The sequence below is a fragment of the Levilactobacillus koreensis JCM 16448 genome, from assembly GCF_001435525.1.
Classification (GTDB): domain Bacteria; phylum Bacillota; class Bacilli; order Lactobacillales; family Lactobacillaceae; genus Levilactobacillus; species Levilactobacillus koreensis.
The window spans coordinates 1-259 of the sequence record NZ_AZDP01000013.1 but is presented as its reverse complement, the minus strand read 5'-3'; the positions used below and the strand labels follow the sequence as shown (position 1 = coordinate 259).

At 47.9% G+C, this 259-nt stretch carries 1 pseudogene; it reads left to right on the top strand.

The features are described 5' to 3' along the window. Nucleotides 1–77 precede the first annotated feature (77 nt). A pseudogene (locus tag FC99_RS14070) lies at nt 78–259 on the top strand (group II intron reverse transcriptase/maturase); the annotation flags it as partial.

Here is a 259-nt window from a genome sequence, read left to right as displayed (position 1 = left end):
CTGACCACCAGTTGAAGATAGGCCTGGAAGGCCAAAGGTACACTGGGGCGCGTAGTGCCTTCTCTGGTGAAAGTACAATGATAAGTGGCATGGAATTCTCTAAACGTGTTTTGACTCGGAATAATCTAAATCTAGCGTATCTCCGGGTCAAGAGGAATAAAGGGGCAGCAGGGCTTGACGGTATGACCGTCGAAGACCTCCTACCTTATCTGAAAGAACATAAGGAAGAACTAGTCAAGCAACTGGCCCAAGGAACCTA